At 33.8% G+C, this 23,448-nt stretch carries 21 protein-coding genes; 15 read left to right on the top strand and 6 right to left on the bottom strand.

Going from position 1 to position 23,448, the window contains the following annotated elements:
- The first annotated feature begins 10 nt into the window (after window positions 1-10).
- From rplJ to AC1EUU_RS12970, 5 genes are all read left to right on the top strand, one after another.
- Window positions 11-532 (top strand): 50S ribosomal protein L10, encoded by a 522-nt coding sequence (rplJ, locus tag AC1EUU_RS12990; RefSeq protein ID WP_480201879.1) that lies wholly within the window; start codon window positions 11-13, stop codon window positions 530-532.
- 41 nt (window positions 533-573) lie between these two features.
- On the top strand, window positions 574-954 hold the full coding sequence (gene rplL, locus AC1EUU_RS12985) for a 50S ribosomal protein L7/L12 (protein WP_480201878.1): 381 nt from the start codon (window positions 574-576) through the stop codon (window positions 952-954).
- A gap of 124 nt (window positions 955-1,078) precedes the next feature.
- The gene (gene rpoB, locus AC1EUU_RS12980) at window positions 1,079-4,894 is read left to right on the top strand and encodes a DNA-directed RNA polymerase subunit beta (protein WP_480201877.1); all 3,816 of its coding nucleotides are present in this window, start codon (window positions 1,079-1,081) and stop codon (window positions 4,892-4,894) included.
- A gap of 62 nt (window positions 4,895-4,956) precedes the next feature.
- Entirely contained in the window at window positions 4,957-9,231 is a 4,275-nt protein-coding gene (gene rpoC, locus AC1EUU_RS12975) for a DNA-directed RNA polymerase subunit beta' (protein ID WP_480201876.1), read from the top strand.
- Between the two features lies 1 nt (window position 9,232).
- A complete protein-coding gene (locus tag AC1EUU_RS12970; protein ID WP_480201875.1) occupies window positions 9,233-9,547 on the top strand; it encodes a DUF3467 domain-containing protein in 315 nt (104 codons plus the stop codon).
- 97 nt (window positions 9,548-9,644) lie between these two features.
- Here AC1EUU_RS12970 and AC1EUU_RS12965 read toward each other — a convergent pair whose 3' ends face one another.
- On the bottom strand, window positions 9,645-10,109 hold the full coding sequence (locus tag AC1EUU_RS12965; protein WP_480201874.1) for a GNAT family N-acetyltransferase: 465 nt from the start codon (window positions 10,107-10,109) through the stop codon (window positions 9,645-9,647).
- Window positions 10,110-10,256: 147 nt separating this feature from the next.
- On the opposite strand from AC1EUU_RS12965, the gene AC1EUU_RS12960 reads away from it, so the two are divergent.
- The 10 genes from AC1EUU_RS12960 to AC1EUU_RS12915 all read left to right on the top strand — a co-directional run bounded on the left by AC1EUU_RS12960 (window position 10,257) and on the right by AC1EUU_RS12915 (window position 19,499).
- Entirely contained in the window at window positions 10,257-10,784 is a 528-nt protein-coding gene (locus AC1EUU_RS12960; RefSeq protein ID WP_480201873.1) for a DUF6913 domain-containing protein, read from the top strand.
- A complete protein-coding gene (gene dapA / locus AC1EUU_RS12955) occupies window positions 10,784-11,659 on the top strand; it encodes a 4-hydroxy-tetrahydrodipicolinate synthase (protein WP_480201872.1) in 876 nt (291 codons plus the stop codon). Before AC1EUU_RS12960 ends, dapA begins: the two co-directional genes overlap by 1 nt.
- A gap of 16 nt (window positions 11,660-11,675) precedes the next feature.
- The gene (locus AC1EUU_RS12950; protein ID WP_480201871.1) at window positions 11,676-12,197 is read left to right on the top strand and encodes a ferritin; all 522 of its coding nucleotides are present in this window, start codon (window positions 11,676-11,678) and stop codon (window positions 12,195-12,197) included.
- Between the two features lie 121 nt (window positions 12,198-12,318).
- A complete protein-coding gene (locus tag AC1EUU_RS12945; protein ID WP_480201870.1) occupies window positions 12,319-13,164 on the top strand; it encodes an outer membrane protein assembly factor BamD in 846 nt (281 codons plus the stop codon).
- Window positions 13,154-13,486 carry a DNA-directed RNA polymerase subunit omega gene (locus tag AC1EUU_RS12940; protein ID WP_480201869.1) on the top strand — a complete coding sequence of 111 codons (333 nt, stop codon included), beginning with the start codon at window positions 13,154-13,156 and terminating at the stop codon, window positions 13,484-13,486. The genes AC1EUU_RS12945 and AC1EUU_RS12940 overlap by 11 nt, the downstream gene beginning before the upstream one ends.
- Window positions 13,487-14,698 carry a bifunctional phosphopantothenoylcysteine decarboxylase/phosphopantothenate--cysteine ligase CoaBC gene (coaBC, locus tag AC1EUU_RS12935; protein WP_480201868.1) on the top strand — a complete coding sequence of 404 codons (1,212 nt, stop codon included), beginning with the start codon at window positions 13,487-13,489 and terminating at the stop codon, window positions 14,696-14,698.
- The gene (porD, locus tag AC1EUU_RS12930; protein ID WP_480201867.1) at window positions 14,691-15,581 is read left to right on the top strand and encodes a type IX secretion system protein PorD; all 891 of its coding nucleotides are present in this window, start codon (window positions 14,691-14,693) and stop codon (window positions 15,579-15,581) included. The genes coaBC and porD overlap by 8 nt, the downstream gene beginning before the upstream one ends.
- An 84-nt stretch (window positions 15,582-15,665) precedes the next feature.
- Entirely contained in the window at window positions 15,666-17,318 is a 1,653-nt protein-coding gene (gene recN, locus AC1EUU_RS12925; protein ID WP_480201866.1) for a DNA repair protein RecN, read from the top strand.
- 58 nt (window positions 17,319-17,376) lie between these two features.
- Window positions 17,377-18,192, top strand: coding sequence for an enoyl-ACP reductase FabI (locus AC1EUU_RS12920; RefSeq protein WP_480201865.1), 816 nt, complete (start codon window positions 17,377-17,379; stop codon window positions 18,190-18,192).
- Window positions 18,193-18,323: 131 nt separating this feature from the next.
- Window positions 18,324-19,499, top strand: a complete 1,176-nt coding sequence (locus AC1EUU_RS12915) for a T9SS type A sorting domain-containing protein (protein ID WP_480201864.1) — start codon at window positions 18,324-18,326, stop codon at window positions 19,497-19,499.
- Window positions 19,500-19,560: 61 nt separating this feature from the next.
- Here the strand turns inward: AC1EUU_RS12915 and AC1EUU_RS12910 are convergent, their stop codons facing one another.
- The 5 genes from AC1EUU_RS12910 to thrS form a co-directional block, all read right to left on the bottom strand.
- The gene (locus AC1EUU_RS12910) at window positions 19,561-19,752 is read right to left on the bottom strand and encodes a cold-shock protein (protein WP_480201863.1); all 192 of its coding nucleotides are present in this window, start codon (window positions 19,750-19,752) and stop codon (window positions 19,561-19,563) included.
- A gap of 139 nt (window positions 19,753-19,891) precedes the next feature.
- On the bottom strand, window positions 19,892-20,236 hold the full coding sequence (gene rplT, locus AC1EUU_RS12905) for a 50S ribosomal protein L20 (RefSeq protein ID WP_480201862.1): 345 nt from the start codon (window positions 20,234-20,236) through the stop codon (window positions 19,892-19,894).
- Between the two features lie 90 nt (window positions 20,237-20,326).
- A complete protein-coding gene (gene rpmI, locus AC1EUU_RS12900) occupies window positions 20,327-20,524 on the bottom strand; it encodes a 50S ribosomal protein L35 (RefSeq protein WP_480201861.1) in 198 nt (65 codons plus the stop codon).
- A gap of 36 nt (window positions 20,525-20,560) precedes the next feature.
- The gene (gene infC / locus AC1EUU_RS12895) at window positions 20,561-21,073 is read right to left on the bottom strand and encodes a translation initiation factor IF-3 (protein WP_480202331.1); all 513 of its coding nucleotides are present in this window, start codon (window positions 21,071-21,073) and stop codon (window positions 20,561-20,563) included.
- 81 nt (window positions 21,074-21,154) lie between these two features.
- Complete coding sequence (thrS, locus tag AC1EUU_RS12890) at window positions 21,155-23,095, bottom strand: threonine--tRNA ligase (protein ID WP_480201860.1); 1,941 nt, start codon at window positions 23,093-23,095, stop codon at window positions 21,155-21,157.
- Window positions 23,096-23,448: the final 353 nt, after the last annotated feature.

Here is a 23,448-nt window from a genome sequence, read left to right as displayed (position 1 = left end):
TTTTTGAATTATGACTAGAGAAGAAAAATCACAGGTAATAGATAATTTAACAAGCCAATTAGCTGAGAGTAGCACTATTTATTTAGCAGACATCTCAGGGTTAGATGCAACGAGTACTTCTAATTTACGTAGAGCTTGCTTTAAAGCTAACGTGAAATTGGCAGTTGTTAAAAACACATTGCTTTCAAAAGCAATGGAAAAAGCTGATAAAGATTTTGGTGAACTACCTGAAACATTAAAAGGTAATACATCAATTATGATCTCTGAAACTGGTAATGCACCAGCTAAGGTGATCAAAGAATTTCGTAAGAAATCTGATAGACCAGTTCTAAAAGGCGCTTATATTGAAGAAGCAATCTATGTTGGTGATGATCAATTAGATGCACTTGTAAATATTAAGTCTAAAGAAGAATTGATTGGTGATATCATTGCTATTTTACAATCACCTGCTAAGAATGTTGTTTCAGCATTACAATCAGGAGGTGGTAAATTATCTGGTATCTTAAAGACTTTATCAGAAAAAGAATCATAACACATATATAACTAAATAATAAAATTTAAAACAAATAGAAAATGGCAGAGTTAAAAGAATTTGCAGAACAATTAGTTAATTTAACTGTAAAAGAAGTTAATGAATTAGCTGATATTTTAAAAGAAGAGTACGGTATTGAGCCTGCTGCTGCAGCTGTAGCAGTTGCTGGTCCTGCTGCTGGTGGCGGTGATGCTGCTGGTGGAGATGAGCAAACTGAGTTTGACGTAATCTTAAAAGCCGCTGGTGGTTCAAAATTAGCTGTTGTTAAATTAGTTAAAGAATTAACTGGTTTAGGTCTTAAAGAAGCTAAAGGTATTGTAGATAGCGCACCTGCTGCAGTAAAAGAAGGCGTTTCTAAAGACGAGGCTGAAGGTCTTAAAAAATCTTTAGAAGAAGCTGGAGCTGAAGTTGAGCTTAAGTAAGCTCTTCTTAGCTTAAACAACTAAGGTTTAGGTCTTTCGGAAATGAATCCGGAATGACCTAAACCATTTTGCGTATATATTCGCTCTTATAAATTAATAGGTTTTTTAATTAAAATTTTCTCCATTGTCAACAACAAAAAGTACCGAAAGAGTAAACTTCGCATCAGCAAAATTAATAACTGACTATCCTGATTTTTTAGATATTCAGATTAAATCTTTCCAAGATTTCTTCCAATTAGAAACGAAGGCTGATGAAAGAGGTGATGAAGGATTGTTTAAAACATTTTCAGACAATTTTCCAATAACTGACACTAGAAACCAATTTGTATTAGAGTTTTTAGATTATTTTGTTGATCCACCAAGATACTCAATTCAAGAGTGTATCGAAAGAGGATTAACCTATAGCGTTCCCTTAAAGGCACGTTTAAAATTATACTGTACTGACCCAGAGCATGAAGACTTTGAAACAATTGTACAAGATGTGTATTTAGGTACCATACCTTATATGACACATAGTGGTACATTTGTTATTAACGGGGCCGAGCGTGTAGTAGTATCGCAATTACACCGATCTCCTGGGGTTTTCTTTGGTCAGTCTTTCCACGCAAATGGTACGAAGTTATACTCTGCAAGAGTAATTCCTTTTAAAGGATCTTGGATAGAGTTTGCTACAGATATCAATAGCGTTATGTACGCTTATATCGATAGAAAGAAAAAATTACCTGTTACTACATTATTTAGAGCAATTGGCTTTGAGCGTGATAAAGATATTTTAGAAATATTTGATTTAGCTGATGAAGTTAAAGTATCTAAATCTGGACTTAAGAAAACATTAGGTCGTAAGTTAGCAGCAAGAGTTTTGAAGACTTGGCACGAAGATTTCGTTGATGAAGATACAGGTGAAGTAGTATCGATCGAAAGAAATGAAATTGTGCTAGATCGTGATACCATTCTTGAAAAAGAACATATCGAAGAGATCTTAGAAGCTGGAGCCAAAACAATCTTATTACATAAAGAAGATGATAATTTAGGTGATTATGCAATTATTCATAACACCTTGCAAAAAGATCCAACAAACTCAGAAAAAGAGGCTGTTGAACATATCTATCGTCAATTACGTAATGCCGAGCCGCCAGATTATGAAACGGCAAAAGGTATTATCAACAAATTATTCTTCTCAGAACAACGATATAACCTTGGAGAAGTTGGTCGTTACAGAATGAATAAAAAACTTGAATTGAATGTTGATATTGATGAGAAAGTATTAACAAAAGAAGATATTATTACCATCATCAAAAACCTTATTAAGTTAGTAAACTCTAAGGCAGAAGTTGATGATATCGATCACTTATCAAATCGTCGCGTAAGAACTGTAGGAGAGCAGTTAGCGGGGCAGTTTGGTGTAGGTCTTTCTCGTATGGCGAGAACGATACGTGAGCGAATGAACGTTCGTGATAACGAAGTATTTACACCAATAGACTTGATTAATGCGAAGACGTTATCTTCAGTAATTAACTCGTTCTTTGGTACCAACCAGCTATCTCAATTTATGGATCAAACAAATCCATTAGCAGAGATTACACATAAACGTCGTTTATCGGCTTTAGGTCCTGGTGGTTTATCAAGAGAAAGAGCAGGTTTTGAGGTTCGTGATGTTCACTATACGCATTACGGCCGTCTATGTCCTATTGAAACGCCTGAAGGTCCAAATATTGGTTTAATATCTTCACTTTCTGTATATGCGAAAGTAAATAACTTAGGATTTATTGAGACGCCATATCGCGAAGTTCAAGAAGGTAAAGTTGATGTGAAGAAAGAACCAATTTATTTAAGTGCTGAAGAAGAAGAGGGTAAGAAAATCGCACAATCTAATTTAGATTTAGATAAAGACGGTAACATAACACTTGATAAAGTTGTAGCTCGTGAAGAAGGTGACTTCCCATTGGTTACACCGGTTGATGTTGACTATATGGATGTATCTCCTAATCAGATCTCATCTATTTCTGCATCACTGATACCGTTCTTAGAGCACGATGATGCAAACCGTGCATTAATGGGATCAAACATGATGCGTCAAGCAGTTCCATTAATGAGACCTGAATCTCCAATTGTGGGTACAGGGTTAGAACGTAGAGTAGCTACAGATTCAAGAATCTTGATCAATGCCGAAGGAAATGGTGTTGTAGAATACGTAGATTCTGATAAGGTTATCATTAAGTACGATCGTTCTGATGAAGAGACTTTAGTAAGTTTTGATGAAGATAGCAAGACTTACGAACTTATTAAGTTTAGAAAAACAAACCAGGGTACTTCTATCAACTTACATCCTATTGTTAAAAAGGGAGATAAAGTTAAAAGAGGGCAGGTATTATGTGAAGGATATGCTACTCAAAAAGGTGAACTTGCCTTAGGTAGAAATATGAAAGTTGCTTTCATGCCTTGGAAAGGATATAACTTTGAGGATGCGATCGTAATTTCAGAAAAAGTGGTTCGCGAAGATATCTTTACATCGATACATATTGATGAATATTCTTTAGATGTTCGCGATACGAAGTTAGGAGCTGAAGAATTAACTGCAGATATTCCTAATGTTTCAGAAGAGGCTACAAAAGACCTTGATGAAAATGGTATGATTCGTATTGGAGCTGAAGTGAAACCTGGTGATATCTTAATTGGTAAAATTACTCCAAAAGGTGAATCAGATCCAACGCCTGAAGAAAAACTATTGCGTGCCATATTCGGTGATAATGCTGGTGATGTAAAAGATGCATCATTAAAAGCATCACCATCTTTAAAAGGTGTGGTTATAGATAAGAAATTATTTAAAAGAACCATTAAAGACAAGGCAAAGCGAAGTAAAGACAAAGAAGAATTAGAAAGACTAGAAGCAGAATATACTGTTAAGTTCAATAAGCTTAAAGATCGCTTAGTTGAAAAACTATTTACATTAGTAAATGGTAAAACAGCTCAAGGTGTACAAAACGATTTAGGTGAAGAGATCTTACCAAAAGGAAAGAAATTTACACTTAAGATGTTAAATGCAGTAAACGATTTTGAGCATTTAACAAAAGGTGTTTGGACTACAGATAAGCATACAAATAAACTTATTAGTGAGTTAATTCACAATTATAAGATTAAAGTAAGTGATCTACAAGGTGCATTGCGTCGTGAGAAATTTACAATTACAGTAGGTGATGAATTACCGGCAGGTATTGTGAAGCTAGCTAAAATTTATATAGCTAAGAAGCGTAAGTTAAAAGTAGGTGATAAGATGGCGGGTCGTCACGGTAATAAAGGTATTGTTGCTCGTATTGTTCGCCAAGAAGATATGCCATTCCTTGAAGATGGAACTCCTGTAGACATCGTATTAAATCCGCTTGGTGTACCATCGCGTATGAACATTGGTCAGATTTATGAAACTGTTCTTGGGTGGGCAGGTCAAAAATTAGGTCAAAAATATGCAACACCAATTTTTGATGGAGCTTCAATTGATGAAATCACCGATTTAACGAATAAAGCTGGAGTGCCAGAATTTGGTCATACCTATTTATTTGATGGTGGAACCGGTGAGCGTTTTGATCAACCTGCTACAGTAGGGGTAATTTATATGATTAAATTGGGTCATATGATTGAAGATAAGATGCATGCGCGTTCTATCGGACCATACTCATTAATTACGCAGCAACCATTAGGTGGTAAAGCACAATTTGGTGGTCAGCGTTTTGGAGAAATGGAAGTATGGGCATTAGAAGCTTATGGAGCTTCGAGTACATTAAGAGAAATATTGACAGTAAAATCTGATGATGTATTGGGTAGAGCTAAGACCTACGAATCTATCGTTAAAGGTGAGCCAATGCCAGAACCAGGATTACCTGAGTCATTCAATGTATTAATGCACGAATTAAAAGGTCTTGGTTTAGACGTTAGATTAGAAGAATAATAAATTCCCGCTTCGGCGGGATACTCTAAATTTTACAATACAACATAGTACTATAATATATCATGGCAAAACAAAAAGAAAAGTACACTGTAAAAAAGTTTAATAAAATTTCCATTGGTCTAGCTTCACCAGAATCTATTCTTGAGAAATCAAGAGGTGAAGTTTTAAAACCAGAAACTATAAATTATCGTACACACAAACCAGAAAGAGATGGTTTGTTTTGTGAGCGTATCTTTGGCCCAATTAAAGATTATGAATGTGCTTGTGGTAAGTATAAGCGCATCCGTTATAAAGGAATTATTTGTGATCGATGTGGGGTAGAAGTAACAGAAAAGAAAGTTCGTAGAGATCGTGTTGGTCATATTAACTTAGTAGTTCCTGTTGCGCATATCTGGTATTTTAGATCATTACCTAACAAGATGGGATACCTTTTAGGACTACCTTCTAAAAAGTTAGATATGATCATTTACTACGAACGTTATGTAGTAATTCAACCTGCCGGGGCAAAAAATGCTGAAGGAGAACCATTACAAAAAATGGATTTCTTAACGGAGGAAGAATATTTAGATGTTCTTGAAACTTTCCCAGTTGAAAATCAATATTTAGAAGATTCAGATCCTAACAAGTTTATTGCTAAAATGGGTGCTGAATGTTTAATTGATCTTTTAGCTCGTATAGATTTAGATGAACTATCGTTTCAATTAAGACATAAAGCAAATACAGAAACATCTAAGCAACGTAAGATGGAAGCGCTAAAGCGTTTAAACGTTGTTGAAGCTTTCCGTGATGCAAATAAAAATAGAGAGAATAAGCCAGAATGGATGATTATGAAGGTTGTTCCTGTAACACCTCCAGAATTACGTCCTTTGGTACCACTTGATGGTGGGCGTTTTGCTACTTCTGACTTAAATGATTTATATCGTCGTGTGATTATCCGTAATAATCGTTTAAAGCGATTAATGGAGATCAAAGCTCCTGAAGTTATCTTACGTAATGAAAAACGTATGCTTCAAGAGGCAGTTGATTCATTATTCGATAATACGCGTAAATCATCAGCAGTTAAAACAGAATCAAATAGACCGTTAAAGTCACTGTCTGATTCGTTAAAAGGTAAGCAAGGACGTTTTCGTCAAAACTTACTTGGTAAACGTGTTGATTATTCTGCACGTTCGGTAATTGTTGTTGGCCCAGAATTAAAATTATATGAGTGTGGATTGCCTAAAGACATGGCAGCAGAACTTTACAAACCTTTTATAATTAGAAAACTAATAGAAAGAGGTATTGTAAAAACTGTAAAATCTGCAAAGAAAATTATAGACAAGCGCGAGCCTGTAGTATGGGATATCTTAGAGAATGTATTAAAAGGACATCCGGTATTACTAAACCGTGCTCCAACGCTTCACCGTCTAGGTATTCAGGCTTTCCAACCTAAATTAATTGAAGGTAAAGCAATACAACTACACCCTTTAGTGTGTACAGCATTTAATGCCGATTTTGATGGTGACCAAATGGCTGTTCATTTACCATTAGGTCCAGAAGCTATTTTAGAAGCACAATTATTAATGTTAGCTTCACATAGTATCTTAAATCCGGCAAATGGTTCGCCAATTACGGTACCTTCTCAAGATATGGTATTGGGTCTATATTATATGACCAAGGAGCGTAAATCTACTAAAGATTATAAGGTAAACGGTGAGGGAAGCACATTCTATTCTCCAGAAGAAGTAATTATTGCTTTTAATGAGAAACAAGTAGATTTGAATGCTGGTATTAAAGTAAGAACAAATGACTTTAATGAAGAAGGTGAAATAACTACTCAAATTATTGAAACTACCGTTGGTAGAGTATTATTCAATGAAGTAGTTCCTGAAGAAGCAGGTTATATTAATGAAGTATTGACTAAAAAGTCATTGAGAGATATTATTGGTGATATTCTTAAAGCTACAGATGTTCCAACAACAGGAAAATTCTTAGATGCGATAAAGGATATGGGATATAAGTTCGCCTTCCAAGGAGGGTTATCATTTAGTTTAGGTGATATTATTATTCCAGAAGAAAAACACAAAATGATTAGCGAAGCTAATGATCAAGTTGATACGATTATGGCGAGCTATAACATGGGTATGTTAACTAATAAAGAGCGTTACAATCAGGTAATTGATATTTGGGGCTCTACCAATAATAAACTTACCGAATTGTCAATGAAACGCCTTCGTGAAGACCAGCAAGGGTTTAACTCTGTGTATATGATGTTAGATTCTGGAGCAAGGGGTTCTAAAGAGCAAATTCGTCAGTTAACTGGTATGCGTGGTTTGATGGCGAAGCCTAAAAAATCAACTGCTGGTGGTGGAGAAATTATTGAAAACCCAATTCTTTCTAACTTTAAGGAAGGTTTATCGATTTTAGAGTACTTTATTTCTACGCACGGTGCACGTAAAGGTTTGGCCGATACAGCATTAAAAACTGCAGATGCAGGTTACTTAACGCGTAGATTGGTAGACGTTGCTCAGGATGTAATCATTAATGAAGAAGATTGTGGAACTTTAAGAGGCCTTGAAGTTGGTAACTTAAAGAAAAATGAAGAAGTAGTTGAGTCTATTGGTGAGCGCGTTCTTGGTAGAATTGCACTAAATGACATTTATGTTCCTCAAAGTGAAGAACTGATCGTAGAAGCTGGAGTAGAGATTGATGAAGTTGTTGCTAAGAAGATTGAAAAGTCTGGATTAGAAAATGTTGAAGTGCGTTCTGCTTTAACTTGTGAATCTGCAAGAGGTATTTGTGCAAAATGTTATGGACATAGCTTAACAAATAGAAAAATGGTTCAAATTGGTGAAGCAGTAGGTGTTATTGCTGCGCAATCTATTGGAGAGCCAGGTACTCAGTTAACATTACGTACATTCCACGTTGGTGGTATTGCAGGAAACATTTCCGAAGAGAATTCATTAACAGCTAAGTTTGACGGTAAGCTTGAGATCGATGATCTTAAAACGGTTCAAGGCTTAGATAATGATGGTAACGAAGTTGATATTGTTATTTCAAGAACTTCAGAAGCTAAAATATTCGATGCTAAAACGGGTATTGTCTTAAGTACTAATAATATTCCTTACGGTTCTCATATTTTTGTTAAAAATAAAAAGACCATTAAAAAAGGTGATGTTGTTTGTAAATGGGATCCATATAATGGTGTTATTGTTTCAGAATTTGCTGGTAAAGTAGCTTTTGAAAATATAGAACAAGGAGTTACTTTCCAAGTAGAAATTGATGAACAAACAGGATTCCAAGAAAAAGTAATTTCTGAATCTAAGAATAAAAAAGTTGTTCCTACTTTATTAATAGAAGATAGTAATGGAGAAGTGGTACGTTCATACAGTTTACCTGTAGGGGCGCACTTAATTGTTGATGAAGGCGATTCTATTGAAGCTGGAAAGATTTTAGTAAAAATACCACGTAAATCTGGTAAAGCGGGTGATATTACAGGTGGTTTACCACGTGTAACAGAGCTATTTGAAGCTCGTGACCCTTCAAATCCTGCGGTAACCTCAGAAATCGACGGCGTTGTATCGTTCGGAAAAATTAAGCGTGGTAATAGAGAAATTATTGTTGAATCGAAGACGGGTGACATCAGAAAATATTTAGTGAAACTTTCTAATCAAATATTGGTTCAGGAAAATGACTTTATAAAAGCTGGTATGCCATTGTCTGATGGAGCGACTACACCTTCAGATATTCTAAATATTAAAGGACCATCTGCTGTTCAAGAATACTTAGTGAATGAAATTCAAGAAGTATATCGACTACAAGGTGTAAAGATTAATGATAAGCACTTTGAGGTTGTGGTACGTCAAATGATGCGTAAAGTGAAGATTGTTGATTCAGGTGATACAATTTTCTTAGAGAGTCAGTTAGTTCATAAAAATGATTTCATGGAAGTAAATGATGCCATTTACGGAATGAAAGTTGTGGAAAATGCTGGTGATTCTGAGAATTTAAGGGCTGGTCAGATTATATCTGCACGTAAGCTAAGAGATGAAAACTCTATTTTGCGTAGAGCTGATAAAGCTTTAGCGGAAGCTAGAGATGCAGTTCCAGCAACGGCAGAACCAATTTTACAGGGTATTACTAGAGCATCATTACAGACGAAATCATTTATTTCAGCTGCATCATTCCAAGAGACAACTAAAGTATTGAATCAAGCTGCAGTTAGCGGTAAGATTGATTACTTAGAAGGTCTTAAAGAAAATGTAATTGTTGGTAAGAAAATACCTGCAGGTACAGGAATGCGTTTTTATGATCACTTAATTGTAGGTTCTAAAGAAGAAATAGAAGAAATGAATTAATATGGCAGAACAAGATAAAGACAAACAAGGTCAGTTAAATATAGAATTAGATCAAGAGATTGCTGAAGGAACGTATTCTAATTTGGCAATTATCAATCATTCAGTTTCTGAATTTGTTGTAGATTTTATTAATGTAATGCCAGGTACACCAAAGGCGAAGGTAAAATCTAGAATCATTTTAACGCCGCAACATGCCAAGCGATTGGCGAAGGCTTTGGCTGAAAATGTAACTAGATTCGAAAATGCGCATGGTGAAATAAAAGACTATGAACAACCACCGATTCCGTTAAATTTCGGGCCGGCTGGTCAAGCATAAAAAAAGAAAACGCCAAACGAAAGTTTGGCGTTTTTTATTGTAGTCTAGTTGTAAACTGTGAATTGTGAAAAATGATTGTTATAACGCTGCAATGAGGTTAATCTAAATAATAAAGCATTTCAATCAAGTTCTTTTTAAAGCCCACTTTTTCATAAGCCTTTATGGCACTCGGATTATTTTCGTAAACCTGCAATCGAGTTTCTTTAATTCCCTGATTTCTAAACCAATTAAATATTGCATTTAAAATTAGCTTGCTGATTCCCTTTCCTCGATGTTCTTCTTTTACAAACATAAAACCCACATAGCCATGCTCATTAAATGCAAAATGAGATTTGTTCTTCTTTATTAGTCCGTATCCAGACCCTACAATTTCATTATTAATGGTGGCTACAAATAGTTCAGCGGTATCAGATTTAATAAAATCTGAAATATCATAGTATGTAATTTTTTTTACTTGCTCTAAAGAAGTATCCATAGGTCGTTCAACGGCGATAAGTCGTTGTAAAAAATCATCTAAAATATTTAGATCATCAAGTGTGGCTTTTCTAATTATTATCTCCATATTGTTAAGGCTAATTTATGAACTAATTGCGAATAAAAATGTTAAACTGTTTAAATACTAACCTTGCTATTAAATTCGTTTATTTTTTTAAGTGTTGCTAAATCAATCCAACGATTTTAATTAATTTTATACCATTAGAAAATATCTATGAGCTTTAGAGGTTTAAAGAAAAATACTGTTCAATCTTATTATGAAAAAGAGTTTAAAAAACTAACAAAGAAAGAAGCTATGGCGCCCGAATTTATCGATTCAATAGGCGTTTTAGCAGATTCGAGGTTGTTTGGCAGCTATGATATTTCTCGAAATTTAAGTCAAAAGTTGAATAAACCCCATAAGAATTTTGAGATTATCATTTTTGAAAACCTTAAAGATGACTACGTAACACAGCACTATAATACGTTTTCTGAAAAAGATTTTGGCATGTATGGAAAGTTAAAAGCCGAAAATCTAAAGGGTTTTGTTGATACCAAATATGATTTGCTAATCAATTATTGCAACCCGGAGAGTGTTTATGCGAATGTTATTACACTAAAATCAAAAGCAAGATTCAAGGTAAGTTTTGCCGAGGAGCAAGTTGCAGATCTTTATAATTTCACGATCTCGGTTGACAGTAATAAAATAGATGTTTTTAATGATGAACTGGCAAAATATTTACAGATTTTAGAATTAATTTAATGAATCAATTTTTAGGCACAGGAGTGGCATTAATCACTCCATTTAAAGAAGATAGAAGTGTTGACTATGATGCTTTGCAAAGATTAGTTGAGTTTCAAATTGAAGGAGGCATTGATTATTTGGTTGTTTTTGGTACTACCGGAGAATCGGTAACTTTAAATAAGGAAGAAAAAGGAAAGATTAAGAAGCGAATTATTGAGGTTAACAATGGTAGAATTTCATTGGTTCTTGGTATTGGTGGTAATAACACCCAAGATGTTATAGATGAGATTAAAAGTACTGATTTATCTGATTTTGATGCCATTCTTTCTGTAGCACCTTATTATAGTAAACCAACTCAAGAAGGTTTATATCAGCATTTCAAAGCTGTTTCCAAAGCATCTCCAAAACCTATTATATTATATAATGTTCCTGGCCGAACGTCAAAAAACATGTCACCCGAAACGACACTAAGATTGGCTTCAGACTTTGATAATATTATTGCCGTTAAAGAAGCTGGTAATAATGTACAACAATACTTAGAGTTACTTAAAAATAAACCTGATGAGTTTTTGATCATCTCTGGCGACGACGATTTAGCGCTTGGAGTTGTATTGGCAGGAGGAGCAGGAGTAATTTCTGTTATAGGTCAAGCTTTTCCGAAGGAATTCTCTAAAATGATACGCTTAGGAATTCAAGGCGATGCTAAAACGGCATATAAAATTCATTATAAATTAATGGAAGTGATTGGCTTTATATTCGAAGAAAATAATCCCGCAGGAATAAAAGCTCTAATGAAAAAATTAAGTTTATGCGAAGATTATGTACGCCTTCCATTAGTTGAAGCTACAGGTCAACTACAAGAAAAAATTAATACCTTTATTGATAATTACTAAACCTTAAACAGAAAACATGTTAAGTAAGAAAATTGAAAAAGCATTAAACGACCAAATTACTATAGAAGCAGAATCATCTCAAGTTTATCTAGCCATGGCTTCTTGGGCCGAAATTAAGGGTTTAGAAGGGGTTGCCGAGTTCATGTATGCACACTCTGATGAAGAACGTATGCATATGTTAAAACTGGTTAAATACATTAATGAGCGAGGCGGACATGCAAAGATTGCAACTTTAAAAGCACCTCCAGTTTCTTTTGGTTCTTTTAAAGAGATGTTCCAAACACTTTTTGACCACGAAGTGATGGTTTCTAACAGCATCAATGAATTAGTTCATATTTCACTTCAAGAAAAAGATTATGCAACGCATAACTTTTTGCAATGGTACGTTGCAGAGCAAATAGAAGAAGAAGCCTTGGCAAGAACTATTCTTGACAAAATAAACCTTATTGGTAACGATAAAGGAGGCTTATATCTTTTTGATAATGATGTAAAACAATTGACAGTTACGTCTTCTGCTTCTCCGGGCGGACCAGTTTAAACTATTAACAAAGATTTAGCACCTGTACATTAAAATTAAGTAGAAATCTCAATTATTTTTGTGGTAGAACTATGGCGAAAAAATAGTTTCATAATCCATAATAAATAAGTAATTTTGCAAGATGCTAAAAATTGAGAGAATATTAGTAGTAGCGGTGGTTTTCATATTTATCTCCTGTGGTAAATATCAAAAGGTATTGAACAAAGGAACTGCCGAAGAGCAATATCTGGCTGCTACCAAGTTGTATGAAGAGGGTAAGTATAATAGAGCGATCACTCTTTTTGAAAAGGTAATTCCGTCATATGGGCGTAAACCTCAAATGGAGCGTATTCAATATATGGTGGCAATGTCTAATTATAACACGAAAAGTTATGAATTAGCAGCTTACTACTTTAATAGATTCATATCAAATTATCCTAATAGTTCTAAAATTGAAGAAGCAACTTTTTTAACTGCGCATAGCTATTTCTTAGACACGCCTAAATACAGTCGTGATCAAAAAGGAACGCAAACGGCATTGCAGTCATTGCAGAACTTCATAGATAAATACCCTAATAGTGATAGGGTAGGAGAGGCTAATAAATATTTTGAAGACTTAACACTGAGATTAGAGAAAAAATCTTTTGAAATTGCAAGACAATATTATCATATAGAAGATTACAAAGCAGCTATTGTAGCCTTTGATAACTTTGTAATAGACCACGTGGGTTCATCGTTAAAAGAAGACGCGCTATACTACAGATTTAAAGCTTCTAGTGATTTAGCATTGAATAGTATTATATCTAAAAAAGAAGAGCGCCTTGAAGATGCAATTGCTTCTTATAAAAGATTTGAAAAGAATTTCCCAGAATCTGAGAGAATGAAGGAGCTTAATAAAATGCTTGCAAATTTGAATAAGGAGCTTGACACAACAAAACAATTGATACAAAAACTAAAAGAAAATACAGTTACTAGTAATGGATTATAAGAACACAGAAGCGGCTTTAACTACTGTTACGTATGATAAGTCGAAAATTGAAGAGCCTACAAATAACATTTATGAGTCAATTGCTATAATGGCAAAGAGAGCTACTCAAATCAATGAAGACTTAAAAAAGGAATTGATTGATAAATTAGAAGAGTTCGCTACTCATAATGATAGTTTAGAAGAGATTTTTGAGAATAAAGAACAAATTGAGGTGTCTCGTTTTTATGAGAAATTACCAAAGCCAACAGCGTTGGCAGTGCAAGAATGGTTAGAAGATAAAATCTATTATAGAAACCCTTCAGAAACTGATAACGATCAATAAATGTCTATTTTAAGCGGTAAAAAAGTATTACTTGGCATTACTGCCGGAATCGCCGCTTACAAAACGGCACATTTAGTAAGACTTTTTATAAAGGCAGGAGCTAAAGTTCAAGTAATCATGACTCCTGCTTCTAAAGACTTTATTACACCACTTACACTTTCTACACTCTCTAAAAACCCGGTTCATTCAACTTTTTACGATAAAGAAGATGAAAACGAACTTTGGAACAACCATGTAGACCTTGGCCTTTGGGCAGATTTTATGGTAATAGCTCCTGCAACAGCTAATACTTTGTCTAAAATGGCCAATGGTACTTGCAATAATTTATTACTGGCCACTTATTTATCTGCTAAATGCAAGGTATATTTTGCTCCAGCCATGGATTTGGATATGTACAAACACCCGTCAACGTACACTAGCTTAGAAAAACTACAGAGCTTTGAAAATGTAATGATTCCTGCTGAAAGCGGTGAATTGGCAAGTGGATTGGTAGGCGAAGGGCGAATGGCTGAACCTGAAAATATTATTAAGTTTATCGAGAATGATATTCTGTCAGGATTACCTCTTAATGGAAAAAAAGTATTGATTACTGCTGGCCCAACTTATGAAGCAATTGACCCGGTTAGATTTATTGGAAATCATTCATCTGGTAAAATGGGTTTTGAATTGGCAAAATGCGCGGCTAATTTAGGAGCACAAGTAATTTTGGTAACCGGACCAACAAATGAGAGTACAGATCACTCGCTAGTAAATAGGATCGATGTTGTTAGTGCTCAAGATATGTATGATGTTGTACATAAACATTATGATAACGTTGCTATTGCTATTTGCTCTGCAGCGGTTGCTGATTACAAACCAGCATCAGTCTCTGATCAGAAAATAAAGAAAAAAGATTCCTCAATGCAAGTTGATCTAGTAAAGACTAAAGATATATTAGCATCCTTAGGAGAACTTAAAAAAGATCAATGTTTAATAGGCTTCGCGTTAGAAACCAATAATGAATTGGAAAACGCAAAAATAAAGCTTAAAAAGAAAAATCTAGATTTAATTGTTTTAAATTCGTTGCAAGATAAAGGCGCTGGATTCAAAAAAAGCACTAATAAAGTGACAATTATTAATTCAAATGAAACAGCTAAGGAATTTGGATTGAAATCTAAAGCCGAAGTTGCTAGAGATATTTTTAATGAAATCATTGTTTATATAAATGCGTAATCTCCTACTAATATTTCTTTTATTAATTGGGGCTCAAAGTTTAGCTCAAGAATTAAGCTGTACCGTAACTATCAATGCAGATCAAATTCAGAACTCAAATACCCAGATATATAATACTTTACAAACTGCCATTACAGAGTATTTAAATAATACAAAGTGGACAAACAAAAATTATAAGCCACAGGAGAAAATACAATGCGCATTAATTTTTAACATTCTAGAACAACCTTCTTTAAATGAGTTTAGAGGTAATGTACAGGTGCAAGTATCACGACCCGTATTTAATTCTTCATATCAATCACCGATATTTAACTTTAAAGATGATGATCTCTCCTTTAGTTATACAGAATTTCAACCATTAATTTTTAATGAAAATAGTTTTGATTCTAATCTTGTTTCCATACTTACCTTTTATGCTTATACCATTTTGGGAATTGACGGAGATACATTTGCACTTAATGGAGGTCAACAATACCATCAAAGAGCAGAGAATGTGGTAAATCAAGCACAGCAAGGAGGTTTTAAAGGGTGGAACAGAATTGATGGGAATAACACGCGCTTTCAGTTAAATGATAATGTGTTATCTCCAGCTTTCCAAGGCTATAGAACTGCATTATATGAATATCATTTAAAGGGGTTAGATATAATGGCTGCTAATAAAAAAGAAGCTAAAAGTGTGATTTCTAATGCCGTTTTGCAAATGAGAGAAGTTTTTAATCGAAGAGCAAATGCTTTTTTACTTAGAGTGTTTATGGATACTAAATCAGATGAAATCGTTGATATTTTCGCTGATGGCCCAAACACCAACAATTCTGCATTAAAGGAAGCTCTGATAAAAATTTACCCCGCGTACAGTACGAAATGGGAAAAAATAAAAATTTAATTCTAGTAGATTCGCACAATTTATTTTAAGTTTGATGAGTGTTTGTAAACACTCATTTTTAGTTTAAAAACCTCACTTTCAGTTATGCTGCAGCAATTAACCATTAAAAATTTTGCACTGATTGATAACCTTGAAGTTAATTTTAACAAGGGATTTTCAATTATAACCGGGGAAACCGGAGCTGGAAAGTCGATTATTTTAGGCGCACTAAGTTTAATTTTAGGAAAACGCGCAGACCTTTCACTATTAAAGAACTCTGAGAAGAAATGTTTTATTGAAGGAGAATTTGCTATTGAAAAATACAATCTTAAAACTTTTTTTGAGCGCAATGATCTTGATTATGAAAGCGTAACTGTTATTCGAAGAGAAATTACTCCCAGTGGAAAATCGAGAGCTTTTATTAACGATACTCCGGTAACTTTAAGTGTTTTAAAAGAACTGAGTGAAAATTTAATAGATATTCATTCGCAACATGAAACCTTGCAATTAGCAGATCTAAAGTTTCAATTTCAGATTATTGATGCTTTAGCAATGAATACAGAAACTTTGAATTTTTATAAAAAAAACTTAAAACACTTTCATAAACTTGACAAAGAATTAAATGAACTTTTAAAGAGTCAACAAGAAGCAAAATTACAATATGACTACAACCTTTTTTTACTTAGTGAACTCAACGATGCAAGCTTAAAAGAAGGTGAGCAAACTGAGCTAGAAAATACACTAAGTAAACTTAACAACATTGAAGTTATAAAGAAAAACTTTGTTGAGGCTATCAATTTGGCAGACCAAGATGAGATTGGTATTAAGTCATTAATGAGTGGTTTTAAAAATAATGTTTCAGTACTTGCCTCTTTTAGTTCAGAATATGCTGATCTTTTTGAAAGATTATCTAGCCTTGAAATAGAATTTAACGATGTTGTTGATGAGCTGGTACGAGCTAATGAAAACATTGCATTGAGTCCTCAAGAACTTGAAAATTATAACAATAGACTTCAACTGATTTATGATCTTCAAAAAAAGCACGGAGTATCTAGCGTCAAAGAACTAATAGTAATTCAAGAAAAACTAGCTTTAAAAGTTGGTACTGTAGAAAATGCTTCAGAGGTTTTAGAGAGAAAACAATTAGAAGTACAAAAAATAGAGGCACAACTTCAAGAGCTTGCTGATAAAATTCACGATAAAAGAAGGGAAGTTATCCCTGAGTTGATTAAAAAACTTGAAGAATTCTTAGAAAGTTTGGCTATGCCAAACACGAAGTTTAAAATTAACCTCTCTAAGACGAGCACGTTCTTAAATCATGGACAAGATGAGTTACAATTTTTATTTTCAGCTAATAAGGGCTCTAGTTTTGAGTCATTAAAGAAAGTAGCTTCAGGCGGAGAAATGTCTCGAATAATGTTAGCGGTTAAGTCACTTTTATCTGAACATATTAAATTACCAAGTATACTTTTTGATGAAATTGATACTGGTGTTTCCGGAGAAGTGTCTAATAGAATAGCATCTATAATGGAGAAAATGAGCCATAACATGCAAGTAATAGCTATTACACACCTCCCACAAATAGCTGCAAAAGGAGCATATCACTATAAAGTATATAAAGAAGATCACAAGCAGCAGACCATTACTAATATTAAGAAACTCAATGAAGAAGAGCGAATTAATGAATTAGCCGAAATGTTAAGCGGTAAAAAATTAGTCTCTTCTGCAATTGAACACGCAAAACAATTGTTGAGTTAGTAATATTCAACTAAATTTGCCTTTATAAATAATCAAACTCTTAAAAAAAATAGATACAATGTATAATTTACTAAAAGGAAAAAAGGGAATCATCTTTGGAGCTTTGGACGCTAATTCTATTGCCTGGAAAACGGCCGAACGTGCTCATGAAGAAGGAGCAGAAATTGTTTTGACCAATGCGCCAATTGCTATGCGTATGGGAGCGATCAATGAATTGGCCGAGAAAATTGGAGCACAAGTTATTCCAGCTGATGCGACATCTCTAGATGATTTGAATAATCTGATAGAAAAATCTATGGAAATCCTTGGTGGAAAATTAGATTTTGTACTGCATTCAATAGGAATGTCAGTAAATGTTCGAAAGGGAAGACACTATACAGATCAAAACTATGACTTTACCACAAAAGGATGGGATGTTTCTGCAGTTTCTTTTCATAAGATGATGAACGTTTTGTATAAACAAGATGCTATGAATGAGTGGGGATCAATAGTTGCATTAACATATATGGCTGCTCAACGAGTATTCCCAGATTATAATGATATGGCAGATAATAAAGCATATTTGGAATCTATTGCGAGAAGTTTCGGTTATTTCTTCGGAGCTGAGAAAAAGGTTCGTGTAAATACTATTTCACAATCACCAACACCTACTACGGCCGGTCAAGGGGTAAAAGGATTTGACGGTTTTATAGCTTATGCGGAGAAAATGTCACCTTTAGGGAATGCTTCAGCAGATGATTGTGCCGATTATACGATTTCATTATTTTCAGATCTTACGAAAAAAGTAACCCTTCAAAATTTATTTCATGATGGAGGGTTTTCTAATATGGGTGTAAGTCAGTCAGTTATGGATTATTTTATGAAAGAAGATTAGTAATCTTCCTTCATTGATATTACAAGGTAATATTTGCAGTTTTACAGTGATTTTTCATAATTTTTAACGTAATTTTACGTTATAAACACAGGAGTCTTTTTAATAGAGTAGATTAATGTCAAAAAAAATTCATGAAAAAAAAAGTTACTTTTTTGTTTTTATTATGTCTTATATTAACCAATATAGAGGCGATTAATGCTGATAATTTCGATAGATTTAGTGAAATTATAGCACCTCCGGCTAATGATGAATGCGCAACGACCACTACATTAACCGTTAATCAAGATAACTTATGCGCAAGTACAGAATCGGGTACTGTTTCCGAAGCTACGGAATCTGCTCAGGCAGTAGTTTGTACTAATAAGGAAAACGAAGCTAACGATGATGTTTGGTTTAAATTTGTTGCAACTGCAACTTCACATAAGATAGAGTTACTAAATATTAGCGGAACATTTACAAATTTATACCATGCAGTCTATGATGGCGGAGCGACTGGTGATTGTAATGCACTTAGCTTAGTATTTTGTAGTGATCCTAATTCAAGTGTTCCAACTGGCTTAACTCCTGGCAATACCTACTTTATTAGGGTATTCACTAATAGTACAGGTGCACATAACACTACATTTGATATTTGTGTTGGAGCTGATCCAATAGTGCCTGCAAACGATGATTGTTCGAATGCCGAGTCTATTAGTTCGTTACCATTTTCTAAAGCAGTTGATGCTACAACGGCTACCAATAATACAGGCTTCATAAGTGCGGCTGGTTGCGGTAGTATGAATGATGGAGTTTGGTATACGATAGTTGGTGATGGTGGTGATCAAACAGTTAACGTTGCACCGACCGGATGGGATGTGGAAATAGCTGTTTATACCGGATCATGTGGTAGTTTTACTTGTGTTGATAGTGCAGATTTAGGTTTATCTGGTACGACTGAAGAAGTTACCTTTAGCTCAACCCTTGGAGTTACTTATTATATTAACGTTGGACATAAAAGTGACGATACTGATCTTGCAGAAGGTGTTTTTAACATTAATGTAACTACATCAGTACTTTCTATAGATGATTTGGTAGCAAAGGGCTTCTCTTATTATCCTAACCCCGTTAGTAATAATAAGCTTGGATTAAACGCTAATGAAACTATTAATAAAGTTATAATCTATAATTATATGGGGCAGCAACTGAGGTTGTTTTCGCCAGAAAAGTTAAAAACTGAGGTAGACTTGAATGGCCTTCCTACAGGGACCTATTTTGTGAGGGCGTATGTTGGTGAAAGTGAGGGAACCTTCAAGATAATAAAAGAATAAATTCAAAAAGCCTCTCAATTTTGAGAGGCTTTTTAAATAAAAAAGTAGTAAGAAATAAATATTAAATTACTTTAACATTTACTGCATTTAACCCTTTTTTACCTTCTTTTAATTCAAATTCTACTGCATCACCTTCCTTAATTTCGTCAATCAATCCTGTGACGTGAACGAAATATTCATTATTTGAACCTTCTTCAATGATGAAGCCAAATCCTTTAGAATCATTGAAGAATTTTACTGTTCCGTTTTTCATTTTAATAAATTATAATATATTATGTCTACAAGTTAATACTAATAATTTAGAATTGTAAAAAAAATTATTAGAAGTTAAAAAAAATCCCGAGGCCTTTTACAGACCTCGGGATTTTAATAAGTAAGATTTTTGTTAATTCTTATTTTACTTTTTCAACAATTGCCTTAAAAGCTTCAGGATTGTTCATGGCTAAATCAGCCAATACTTTTCTATTTAACTCGATGTTATTAGCTTTTACTTTACCCATAAATTGTGAGTAAGACATACCATGTTGACGAGCACCAGCGTTAATACGCTGAATCCATAAACTTCTAAAGTTACGTTTGTTGTTTTTTCTATCGCGGTAAGCATATTGCATTGCTTTTTCTACCGCATTTTTGGCTACTGTATAAACATTTTTTCTACGTCCGAAGTAACCTTTTGCTTGTTTTAATATTTTTTTTCTACGAGCTCTTTTAGCTACTGAATTTACCGATCTAGGCATAATTTTTTATTTTTTTTGAGTTAGGCAGATATGTTTCAACCGTTTACTTGCACTAACACAGGGTTAATAATAGACCAAAATAAGCACTGCTTATTTTAATGTTAATTGTTTTAAAACATTCATCTCATCTGCTTTGTGTACCAAAGTATCATGAGTCAATCTTAACTTTCGCTTAGTCGACTTCTTTGTTAAGATGTGACTTTTAAAAGCATGTTTTCTTTTGATTTTACCAGTACCAGTCATCTTAAAACGTTTCTTGGCACTAGATTTTGTTTTTAACTTAGGCATTTTCTTCCTACTTTATATAATTAATCTTACTTATTCTTATTTTTTCTTAGGAGCAATAAACATAGTCATACGCTTACCTTCTAATTTAGGCATTTGTTCTACCTTACCATATTCTTCAAGTTCTTGAGCTAATCTTAATAATAAAATTTCTCCTTGATCTTTATAGACTATAGAACGACCTTTAAAAAACACATAAGCTTTTAATTTTGCTCCATCACTTAAAAACTTAATGGCGTGTTTCTTCTTAAATTGATAATCATGATCATCAGTTTGAGGACCAAAGCGTATCTCTTTTATTACAACCTTACTGGCCTTAGCTTTTAATGCCTTCTCACGTTTCTTTTGCTCATAAAGAAATTTCTTATAATCGATTGCTTTACAAACAGGAGGTGTGGCATTTGGAGAAATCTCTACAAGATCTAAACCTAGTTCGTCGGCTATCTTCCTAGCCTGGGTGATAGGATAAACGCCAACTTCAACATTGTCTCCTACTAACCGCACTTCATTAGCTGTAATTTTCTCATTAATTTTGTGCGGATCTTCTTTAATTATTCTCCAGGGTTTTCTATTCCCTCGTCTTCTTATTGCTATGGTTTTTAAATTTTTGTACTGCTTGCAGCAGTGGTTAAACTAAAATTGTTGTAATGTGTTTTTTATTTCTTTATTAACTAAAGATACAAATTCTTCAATTGAAAATGTACCCAAATCTCCTTCACCATGTTTTCTTACCGAAATCATATTTTCATTTTCTTCCTTTTCTCCTACGATAATCATATAAGGAATCTTACTTACTTCAGCATCACGTATCTTTCTACCAGTCTTTTCATTCCTGTTATCAACGAGGGCGCGAATTTCGGAATTTTCCAGCAAATTTAAAACTTTTTGAGTATAATTTTCATATTTCTCGCTGATTGGCAATAAAATAGCTTGCTCAGGTGTTAGCCAAAGTGGGAAATTACCACCATTATGCTCTAATAATAACGCTACAAAACGCTCCATTGAACCAAAAGGAGCTCTATGAATCATAACAGGTCTATGTAGCTGATTATCTGCTCCCTTGTATGAAAGGTCAAAACGTTCTGGTAAGTTATAATCTACTTGTATAGTACCCAATTGCCACTGTCTACCTAAGGCATCTTTTACCATGAAATCTAACTTTGGCCCATAAAATGCAGCCTCACCTTCCTCTATTACATAATTTAAGCCTTTATCTTCTGCTGCATTAATGATTGCCTGCTCAGCCTTCTCCCAATTATCTACATCTCCAATATACTTATCTGGATTTTCTGAATCACGAATGGATACTTGTGCCGAATAATTTTCAAATCCAAGTGATTGCAATACATATAATGTAAGATCAATAACATTTTTAAACTCTTGATCTAATTGATCTGGCATACAGAATATATGCGCATCATCCTGTGTAAATCCTCGAACACGAGTTAGCCCATGTAACTCGCCACTTTGCTCATATCTATATACAGTTCCAAATTCAGCAAAACGCTTCGGTAAGTCTTTATATGAATACGGTTTACTATTGTAAATTTCACAATGATGTGGACAGTTCATTGGTTTTAACAAAAACTCCTCATCTTCTTTGGGAGTATTGATTGGCTGAAAACTATCTTCACCATATTTGGCATAATGTCCAGAAGTCACATATAGTTCTTTTTGACCAATATGCGGAGAAATTACCATTTCGTAACCGGCTTTCTTTTGAGCTTTTTTTAAGAAATTCTCTAATCGTTCACGAAGAGCAGCTCCTTTAGGTAACCATAAAGGTAATCCTTGTCCAACTTTTTGAGAAAAGGTAAATAACTCTAACTCTTTACCTAATTTTCTATGATCACGTTTTTTGGCCTCTTCTAATAAGACTAAATATTCAGTTAACTCTTTTTGCTTTGGAAAAGAAATACCATATATGCGAGTAAGTTGCTTGTTTTTTTCATCACCACGCCAATAGGCTCCAGCAACATTCATTATTTTAACTGCTTTTATAATACCCGTGTTTGGAATATGTCCTCCACGACAAAGATCAGTGAAGTCTGCATGATCACAAAATGTAATATCACCATCCTCAAGGTTCTCTATAAGCTCGACCTTAAACTCATTATTTCGTTCTTTATAATATGATAAAGCATCAGATTTAGAAACGGAGCGCATTTTAAATTCAAATTTCTGACGTGCAAATTCTAACATTTTATCTTCAATGCGCTTAAAGTCATTTTCAGAAACTGAAACATCTCCAAAATCTACATCATAGTAAAAGCCATTTTCTATTGCAGGCCCAATAGTTAATTTTGCCTCAGGATAAATAGCTAAAACAGCTTGTGCTAAAACGTGAGCTGATGAATGCCAAAATGCCTTTTTACCTTCATCATCTCTCCATGTATATAATGTTAAACTACCGTCTTCAGTTAATTTGGTTGAAGTTTCTATGATTGTATCGTTAAACTTTGCTGAAATAACATTTCTAGCTAAACCTTCGCTAATGCTTTTTGCAACATCCATAGGTGTACTATGTTGTTCAAATTCTTTAACTGAACCGTCTGGTAATGTAATTTTGATCATTCTTCAATTTGAAATGAGCGGCAAAGATATTTTAATTGAAGGTTATGTACAATATATATGTTAATATTTTGGCATCTTTATATAATTATTAAAGAGTTAAATGCTTTACTAATTTTATTTTGATGAGCTCTACAACTTAAAGTGGTTGTAAAAATGAGTTGCTTTATTACAATTAGAGCGGTTTTTTTTGAAAAGTTTTTTAATAATTTGCTGTTGATTAATTACTTACATTTTTCATATATTTTTTTTGAAAAAAAGTTGTTGTAAAGTTTGTTAAAATAAAAAAATACATTCTATATTTGCACCCGCTTTCAAGGAGGCATGTTCATTAAAAACTCGCTAATTTTTAGTAA

Source organism: Maritimimonas sp. 2205BS37-2, assembly GCF_056591755.1.
The sequence above is the reverse complement of the archived record's forward strand: the minus strand, read 5'-3'. Positions and strand labels throughout refer to the sequence as shown.

Coding starts and splice junctions, on each gene's coding strand:
- rplJ (WP_480201879.1), top strand. CDS start 11: ATGACTAGAGAAGAAAAATCACAGGTAATAGATAATTTAACAAGCCAA.
- rplL (WP_480201878.1), top strand. CDS start 574: ATGGCAGAGTTAAAAGAATTTGCAGAACAATTAGTTAATTTAACTGTA.
- rpoC (WP_480201876.1), top strand. CDS start 4,957: ATGGCAAAACAAAAAGAAAAGTACACTGTAAAAAAGTTTAATAAAATT.
- AC1EUU_RS12970 (WP_480201875.1), top strand. CDS start 9,233: ATGGCAGAACAAGATAAAGACAAACAAGGTCAGTTAAATATAGAATTA.
- AC1EUU_RS12965 (WP_480201874.1), bottom strand. CDS start 10,109: ATGGAGATAATAATTAGAAAAGCCACACTTGATGATCTAAATATTTTA.
- AC1EUU_RS12960 (WP_480201873.1), top strand. CDS start 10,257: ATGAGCTTTAGAGGTTTAAAGAAAAATACTGTTCAATCTTATTATGAA.
- dapA (WP_480201872.1), top strand. CDS start 10,784: ATGAATCAATTTTTAGGCACAGGAGTGGCATTAATCACTCCATTTAAA.
- AC1EUU_RS12950 (WP_480201871.1), top strand. CDS start 11,676: ATGTTAAGTAAGAAAATTGAAAAAGCATTAAACGACCAAATTACTATA.
- AC1EUU_RS12945 (WP_480201870.1), top strand. CDS start 12,319: ATGCTAAAAATTGAGAGAATATTAGTAGTAGCGGTGGTTTTCATATTT.
- AC1EUU_RS12940 (WP_480201869.1), top strand. CDS start 13,154: ATGGATTATAAGAACACAGAAGCGGCTTTAACTACTGTTACGTATGAT.
- coaBC (WP_480201868.1), top strand. CDS start 13,487: ATGTCTATTTTAAGCGGTAAAAAAGTATTACTTGGCATTACTGCCGGA.
- porD (WP_480201867.1), top strand. CDS start 14,691: ATGCGTAATCTCCTACTAATATTTCTTTTATTAATTGGGGCTCAAAGT.
- recN (WP_480201866.1), top strand. CDS start 15,666: ATGCTGCAGCAATTAACCATTAAAAATTTTGCACTGATTGATAACCTT.
- AC1EUU_RS12920 (WP_480201865.1), top strand. CDS start 17,377: ATGTATAATTTACTAAAAGGAAAAAAGGGAATCATCTTTGGAGCTTTG.
- AC1EUU_RS12915 (WP_480201864.1), top strand. CDS start 18,324: ATGAAAAAAAAAGTTACTTTTTTGTTTTTATTATGTCTTATATTAACC.
- AC1EUU_RS12910 (WP_480201863.1), bottom strand. CDS start 19,752: ATGAAAAACGGAACAGTAAAATTCTTCAATGATTCTAAAGGATTTGGC.
- rplT (WP_480201862.1), bottom strand. CDS start 20,236: ATGCCTAGATCGGTAAATTCAGTAGCTAAAAGAGCTCGTAGAAAAAAA.
- rpmI (WP_480201861.1), bottom strand. CDS start 20,524: ATGCCTAAGTTAAAAACAAAATCTAGTGCCAAGAAACGTTTTAAGATG.
- thrS (WP_480201860.1), bottom strand. CDS start 23,095: ATGATCAAAATTACATTACCAGACGGTTCAGTTAAAGAATTTGAACAA.